The following is a 6,966-nucleotide window of genomic DNA, read 5'->3' as shown; positions in this document are numbered from 1 at the left end:
CGGACCGAGCTGCCATTGGCCGATAGGCAGGCAATCTCGCATCGGTCGTCCAGAGAGAGCTGCTTGTAAGTCCGCCCCATGGCAACACCTCCTCAAGGAAGTGTTGCACTTCGTTTGTGAACTCAGGGGACCCATTACCACTGCAGTTGGTTGTTGAAGAAGGCTGGGGCCCACATCGTTCACGACACTCCGGTCGTGGTTATGGGTCCCGGCCTTCGCCGGGACGACAGCGTAGCTAGCCGCTATTCCGCAGCCCCGCCGAGATCCCGTTGATCGTGATCTGAATCCCGCGCAGCACCTGCTCGTCCGGGTTCTGCGCGCGATACTCTTTGAGCAGCTCGACCTGCACGTGATTGAGCGGATCCATGTAAGGGAAGCGGTTGCGGATGCCGCGCTCCAGCAGCGGGTTGCCCTGCAGCAGCCGGTCATGCCCCATGATGTCGAGCAGCGTCTCGATCGACAGGTGCCATTCGCGGCGGATCTGGCCGAAAATCTTCTCGCGCAACGCGACGTCAGGCACCAGTTCAGCATAGCGCGAGGCGATCGCGATCGAGCTCTTCGCCAGCACCATATCCATGTTGGAGAGCAGCGTGCGGAAGAACGGCCATTCCCGATAGAGCTCCTGCAGGAACGCCATGCCCTGCTCCGGATGCTCTGATATCCAGCTCTCGACCGCGCTGCCGAAACCATACCATCCCGGCAGCATCAGCCGGCATTGCGCCCAGGAGAACACCCACGGAATGGCGCGCAGGTCCTCGATCTCGCGGGTCTTCTTGCGCGAGGCCGGGCGGCTGCCGATGTTCAGCGTCGCGATCTCGTTGATGACGGTCGAGCCCCAGAAATAATCGGCGAAGCCTTCGGTCTCATAGACGAGGCCGCGATAGGCCTTGAAGGCGAGCGCGGAAATCTCCTCCATCGCCTTGAGATATTCGGGGCGCGGCGCGCTCTGCCGCGGCTGCAGCAGGCTGGTTTCCAGCGTTGCAGCGGCGAGGATCTCCAGATTGCTGCGGCCGACCTCGGCATTGGAATATTTCGACGAGATGATCTCGCCCTGCTCCGTGATGCGGATCTGGCCGTTCACGGCGCCGCCGGGCTGCGCGATGATCGCGTCATAGCTCGGGCCGCCGCCGCGGCCAACCGAACCGCCGCGGCCGTGGAACAGGCGCAGCCGCACGCCGTGGCGCTCGAACACCTCGACGAGGCCGATCTCGGCCTTGTAGAGCTCCCAACCCGAGGTGACGAAGCCGCCATCCTTGTTGCTGTCGGAATAGCCGAGCATCACCTCCTGCACGCTGCCGAGACTGTCGACCAGCTTGCGATAATCGTGCAGCACCAGCATGCGGTCCATGATGCCGCTGGAGGCCTGCAGATCCTCAATGGTTTCGAACAGCGGCACGATGTTGACGGCGCTGCGGCCGGACGGATTGACGAGCCCGACCTCCTTCAGCAGCACCGCGACCTCGAGCATGTCGGACATGCCCTGGCACATCGAGATGATGCATTGAGAGATCACCTCCGGCCCGAACCTGGCGTGCGCCTCGGCCGCGGCTCGGAACACGGCGAGCTCGCTCTGGGTCTCCTCGGAATATTTCACGAAGGGCGAGGCCAGCGGCCGCGCATTGCGCAGCTCGCCGAGCAGCAGGCTGACGCGGGCGTCCTCGCCGAGCGCCAGATAGGACATCCCAGGATTGGCGGTGTCGAACAGTTCGGCGATGGTGCGCTCGTGCACCGCCGAGTTCTGGCGGATGTCGAGCCGCGCCAGATGGAAGCCGAAGCAATCCACCGCCCGCCGCAACAGCCGCAGCCGGCCGCGCGCGATCACGCTGGAATTGTTCGCGATCAGCGAGCGGTTGAGCACGTCGAGATCGGCCTGGAATTCCCTGGCGCGCGCATAGGGCTCGGCCTTGCCGACCGGCGGCCGCGTGGTCTCGACCTCGAGCCGAGAGGCCGTCGCCGCAAGCCTCGCATAGATGCCCGATACGGCCAGCCGATACGGCTCGCCGCTGCGATGCGGTGAGGTGTCGGGCGAACGCTCGGCGAGGCTCCGCAGCTCGTCCGAGACGTCGGCGAGATGCGCCGCCAGCGACAATTCGGCGCCAAGCGCATGCAGCTCCTCGAGGTAGAAGTTGAGTGCCTGGCTCGACTGCAGGCGCAGCGTGCCGCGCATCACCTCCGCGGTGACGAAGGGATTGCCGTCGCGATCGCCGCCGATCCAGCTTCCCATCCTGAGGAAGGAAGCGAGTTCGCCGGCCTCACCGCCCTCCTTGTTCAGGCGGTCCTCCAGCGCGCAATGCAGCCGCGGCACCTCCTGCAGGAAGGTGTAGTCGTAGAACGACAGGCCGTTGGCGACCTCGTCGAGCACGGTCAATTTGGTCCGGCGCAGCAGATTGGTCTGCCACAGCGTCACCACGGCGCGGCGCAGCTGCTCGTCGCTGGCCTCGCTCTCGTCCGGCGTCATCTGCAGCCGCTCGCGGCGGTCGAGCAGATCGGCGATTTCCATCTCGCGATCCATCGTGCTCTTGCGGCGGACCTCGGTCGGATGCGCGGTCAATACCGGGCTGACCAGTGCACTCTTGAAGAAGCTGCGCAGGTCGGCCGGGCTGATGCCGGCCTGACGGGCATGCACCAGCGTCTGTTCCAGCGTGCTCGGCCGCGGCGCCCCGCTCGGGCCGCGGCTGCGCATCTGGCGGATGTTGTTCTGGTCCTCGGCGATGTTGGCGAGGTGGGAGAAATAGCTGAAGGCGCGGACGATCTGTAGCGTCTCGGCAATCGACATGCCGTCGAGGATGCCCTCCAGTTCCCGCCGCGCCAGCTTGTCCTCGTCGCGATGGAAGCGAACCGAGGTCTGGCGGATGCGCTCGACCAGGTCGAATACGTCGGCCCCTTCCTGGTCGCGCACGGTATCGCCGAGAACGCGCCCCAGCAGGCGGATGTCGTTCCGGAGCCGCGCATCCTCCTCCTGCGCAGCCGCTTCCAGAAGGCTGGCCTCCGCGGCACGCTTGGCGCGGATTTCCGTCTCGGACGGCATGGTCTGGGGAGGCATTACCTGGGGAGGCATTACCTGGGGAGACATGGCTTGGCTACTCCGGAGGCTGCCCGGCTCCTCCCGAGTGTGCGCTTTTTTTGCCGCAGCGCAAGATGAACTTGGTGGCGGTGCACACACACCAATGTCGTCCCGGCCAAAGCTGGGACCCATCACCACCGGCGGCTGCGGTCGAAGCAAGCTGGGGCCACTGCAGCGCGCAACACGGAGATTGGTGGTTATGGGTCCCCGGTCGCGCGGAGCCTGTCATCAGGCGGCGCTTCGCGCCGACCCGTTGGCTTGCCCGGGACGACGGGCTAGATCCTCCGCCCCGCCCGCTCCCAATAGGGATCGCGCAGCCGGCGCTTGAAGATCTTTCCGGAATCCTCGCGCGGCAGGTTGGTCTGGATCTCGATGTGCTTGGGCACCTTGTAATCGGCGAGCGCGGTCTTCAGCTGGGCGCGGACGGAGGCGATGTCGAGCACGACGCCTGGCTGCGGCTCGACCACCGCCATCAGCGCCTCGCCGAACTCGGCATCGGGAATGCCGAACACCGCGCAGTCGTGCACGCCGGGGACGGCATGCAGCACCGCCTCGATCTCGGCCGGATAGATGTTGACGCCGCCCGAGATCACCATGTCGCGCTTGCGATCGCAGATGAAGACGTAGCCGTCGGCATCGATATAGCCGACGTCGCCCGAGGTGATGAATCCCTGCCGGTCGATCTCGGCGCGCTTCTCGGCCTTGTTGTGATAGGTGAAATCGGGATTGCCCTTGATCCGCGAATAGATCTCGCCGATCTGGCCCTGCGGCACCTCCTTGCCGTCGTCGCCAATGAAGCGAAGCTCGGCACCGGGCGAGATCTTTCCGACCGTGCCGGGCTTCTTCAGCGCGTCCTCGGAATTGGCGAAGGTCACCGCGCCTGACTCGGTCGAGCCGTAGAACTCGTAGATCACCGGCCCCCACCATTCGATCATGGCGCGCTTGACATCGGGCGGACAGGGCGCGGCGGCATGGATGATATGGCGCAGCGACGACATGTCGTACTTCCGGCGCACCTCCTCTGGCAGCTTCATCAGGCGGATGAACATCGTCGGCACCATGAAGATGGTGTCGATCCGCTCGCGCGCGATCAACTGCAGAAACTCCTCCGCGTCGAAGCGCGGCATCAGCACCAGCGCGCCGCCGAGCTTGCCCGAGCGCAAGCCGAAGGAATTCGGCGCGGAATGGTAGAGCGGTCCCGGCAGGATCGCACGTGCACCGGGCTTCAGGCCGTAGATCATCGCGCGCATTGCTTCCGCATTGGCAGTCTGCTCCGGCGTCGGCGCAAAGCGGCGCACGCCCTTCGGATGGCCTGTGGTACCCGAGGTGTAGATCATGTTCTGCGGCTGCGGCACCACCGGGCCGTCATAGCGCGGGAATTGCGCGAGCCAGGCTTCGAAATTGATCGCGAAATCCGGTGTCGCCAGATGATCGGGATTGATCTTGTAGTTGGCGAGGATTTCCGGCGGCGTCGGCACGCTGAGCACGATGACGCCGGGTGGGATCGCACCGCGCAGCGGATGCAATATGTCGGCATGACCGATCAGGACCCGCGTGCCGGAATCCGTCAGCACATAGTTGATCTCCTCCGGCTTGAAGTGCCAGTTGATCGGCACGCCATAGGCGCCGAGCCGCATCGCGGCATAGGCAGCCTCGATGAAGGCGATGTCGTTGCGCATCAGCATGCAGACGCTGTCGCCCGGCTTGACGCCGAGCTCGTTGAGGCCGCTGGCAATACGGTCGGCGCGCTCGGCCACCGCAGCGTGATCGCGCCGTCGATCGCCGCTGACGATGCCGAGGAAGGGCTGGGACGTTTCGCTCATTTCTGTGTTGTTCTTCGTTATTCGTCAGCGGCCTCGTTGCCTTCGTCATCACCGGGCTTGTCCCGGTGATCCACGTCTTTACCGCCGCAACAAAGACGTGGATGGCCGGGACAAGCCCGGCCATGACGGCTATACATCGTCACGCATCCACAAACCTTGGCGCGCGCTTCTCCAGATTGGCGCGCACGGATTCGGTCTGGTTCGGGCTGCCGAGCAATTTCTGCTGCTCGACCGATTCCGCGAGCAGCGCGGCCGCCGGGTCGACCGACAGATTGTTGAGCATGCGCTTGGCGGCACGGATCGCATCCGGGCTCTTGCCGGCGATCTCGCGCGCGACTTCGAGCGCCGCGGCGCGCGGGTCGTCGCAGACGCGGGTGGCAAGGCCGTAACTTTGGGCCTCCTGCGCCGAGAAGATGCGGCCGGTATAGGTGAGCTCGCGCAGGATGTCGTCGCGCACGAGGCTCGCCAGAATCGGCGTGCCCGCCATGTCGGGCACAAGACCCCATTTGATTTCCATGATCGACATCCGTGCATCCTGCGAGAGGAAGCGCATGTCGGCGCCGAGCGCCAGCTGGAAGCCGCCGCCGAACGCGACACCGTGAACCGCTGCGATCACGGGCACCGGAAGCTGGCGCCAGCCCCAGACCGCCTGCTGCGGGAAATTGGCCTTGCCGTGGGTGCGGATGGTGAGATCGCGCTTCTCGCCGCCCGGCACTCCGTTACCGCCGTCCTTCATGGCGGCGAAACGACCCATGTCGAGCCCGGCGCAGAACGCCCGGCCCTCGCCGGACAGCACCACCACCCGAACGGCTTTTTCCCTGGAAAGCCGGTCGGTTGCGGCCACCAATGCCTCGAACATCGCGGCGTCGAGCGCGTTCATCTTGTCCGCCCGCACCAGGCGGACATCGGCGATACCGTCCGAAATCGATATCGAAACGCGATCTTCCATTGAAATCTCCTCCGCTGTTCCTTGTTGGCGCTTTACAGAAAGGCCGTTGTCCGCTTTTAGTCAATCGACCAATTAACTGACAACCCCCGTGGAGGAAACGATGTTCTCTGATCAGCTTCTTGCCGGGCGGCGCATACTGGTAACCGGTGGTGGCACCGGCCTCGGCAAGTCCATGGCCTCGCGGTTCCTGCAGCTCGGCGCGGAGGTGCATATCTGCGGCCGCCGCAAGAGCGTCTGCGACGAAACCGCCACCGAGCTGATGGCCGAGCATGGCGGGCGCGTGGTCAGCCACGGCGTCGATATCCGCAACGCCATGGCGGTCGACGAGATGATCGAGGCGATCTGGACCACCAGCGGCCCGCTCACCGACCTCATCAACAACGCCGCCGGCAATTTCATCTCGCGTTCGGAAGAGCTCTCGCCGCGCGGCTTCGATGCGGTCGCCAACACCGTGATGCACGGCACCTTCTACGTGACGCACGCGGTGGGCCGGCGCTGGATCGCCGGCGGCCATCGCGGCAACGTGGTGTCGATCACCGTGACCTGGGTGCGCAACGGCTCGCCCTATGTGGTGCCGTCGGCGATGAGCAAGTCGGCGATCCACGCCATGACCATGTCGCTTGCGATCGAATGGGGCCGTCACGGCATCCGCCTCAACACCATCGCGCCCGGCGAGATCCCGACCGAAGGCATGAGCAAGCGCATCAAGCCCGGCGACGAGGCCGGCGCGCGCACCAAGGCGATGAACCCGATGGGCCGCGTCGGCACCATGGAGGAATTGCAGAACCTCGCGGTGTTCCTGATCTCCGGCGGCTGCGACTGGATCAACGGCGAGACCATCGCCATGGACGGCGCGCAGGCGCTGGCGATGGGCGGCAATTTCTATCAGCTCCGCGACTGGAGCGACGACGACTGGACCAAGGCGCGCGAGTCGATCAAGGCGCAGAACGAGAAGGATCGCGCGGCGCGGGGCTGAGGCCCGCGCTTGCTCCTCAATCACTACTGTCGTCCCTGCGAAAGTGTTCAGTCCCGTGAGTTTAGCAACGGCCTGGATCGGGGCCTGGTAGCCGAGGCATTTGAGGCGAGTCCGGTTGTAGTCGTGGACGAACCTGGCGATGAAGGCGTCGCGA

General features: G+C 65.1%; 4 protein-coding genes. 1 reads left to right on the top strand and 3 read right to left on the bottom strand.

From position 1 onward, the window contains the following. Positions 1–235: 235 nt before the first annotated feature. The 3 genes from ppc to I6F38_RS42650 all read right to left on the bottom strand — a co-directional run bounded on the left by ppc (position 236) and on the right by I6F38_RS42650 (position 5,836). Positions 236–3,043: a phosphoenolpyruvate carboxylase gene (gene ppc, locus I6F38_RS42660; RefSeq protein ID WP_225164611.1), complete on the bottom strand. Its 2,808-nt coding sequence runs from the start codon at positions 3,041–3,043 to the stop codon at positions 236–238. A 296-nt stretch (positions 3,044–3,339) separates the two neighbouring features. After that, the gene (locus I6F38_RS42655; protein ID WP_225164610.1) at positions 3,340–4,887 is read right to left on the bottom strand and encodes an acyl-CoA synthetase; all 1,548 of its coding nucleotides are present in this window, start codon (positions 4,885–4,887) and stop codon (positions 3,340–3,342) included. A gap of 139 nt (positions 4,888–5,026) precedes the next feature. Next, positions 5,027–5,836, bottom strand: coding sequence for a crotonase/enoyl-CoA hydratase family protein (locus I6F38_RS42650; protein ID WP_225164609.1), 810 nt, complete (start codon positions 5,834–5,836; stop codon positions 5,027–5,029). Positions 5,837–5,936: 100 nt separating this feature from the next. Here I6F38_RS42650 and I6F38_RS42645 point away from each other — a divergent pair, with 100 nt between their 5' ends. Further along, positions 5,937–6,812: an SDR family oxidoreductase gene (locus I6F38_RS42645; protein ID WP_225164608.1), complete on the top strand. Its 876-nt coding sequence runs from the start codon at positions 5,937–5,939 to the stop codon at positions 6,810–6,812. Positions 6,813–6,966 lie beyond the last annotated feature (154 nt).

The sequence above is a fragment of the Bradyrhizobium sp. BRP56 genome, assembly GCF_020194035.1.
Classification (GTDB): domain Bacteria; phylum Pseudomonadota; class Alphaproteobacteria; order Rhizobiales; family Xanthobacteraceae; genus Bradyrhizobium; species Bradyrhizobium australafricanum.
Note: the sequence above shows the minus strand (reverse complement) of the source record. Positions and strands in the feature narration are given on the sequence as shown.

What these genes read in the sequence shown, in the direction of transcription:
- I6F38_RS42645 (WP_225164608.1), top strand. Translation starts at nt 5,937, where the DNA reads ATGTTCTCTGATCAGCTTCTTGCCGGGCGGCGCATACTGGTAACCGGT.
- ppc (WP_225164611.1), bottom strand. Translation starts at nt 3,043, where the DNA reads ATGCCTCCCCAGACCATGCCGTCCGAGACGGAAATCCGCGCCAAGCGT.
- I6F38_RS42655 (WP_225164610.1), bottom strand. Translation starts at nt 4,887, where the DNA reads ATGAGCGAAACGTCCCAGCCCTTCCTCGGCATCGTCAGCGGCGATCGA.
- I6F38_RS42650 (WP_225164609.1), bottom strand. Translation starts at nt 5,836, where the DNA reads ATGGAAGATCGCGTTTCGATATCGATTTCGGACGGTATCGCCGATGTC.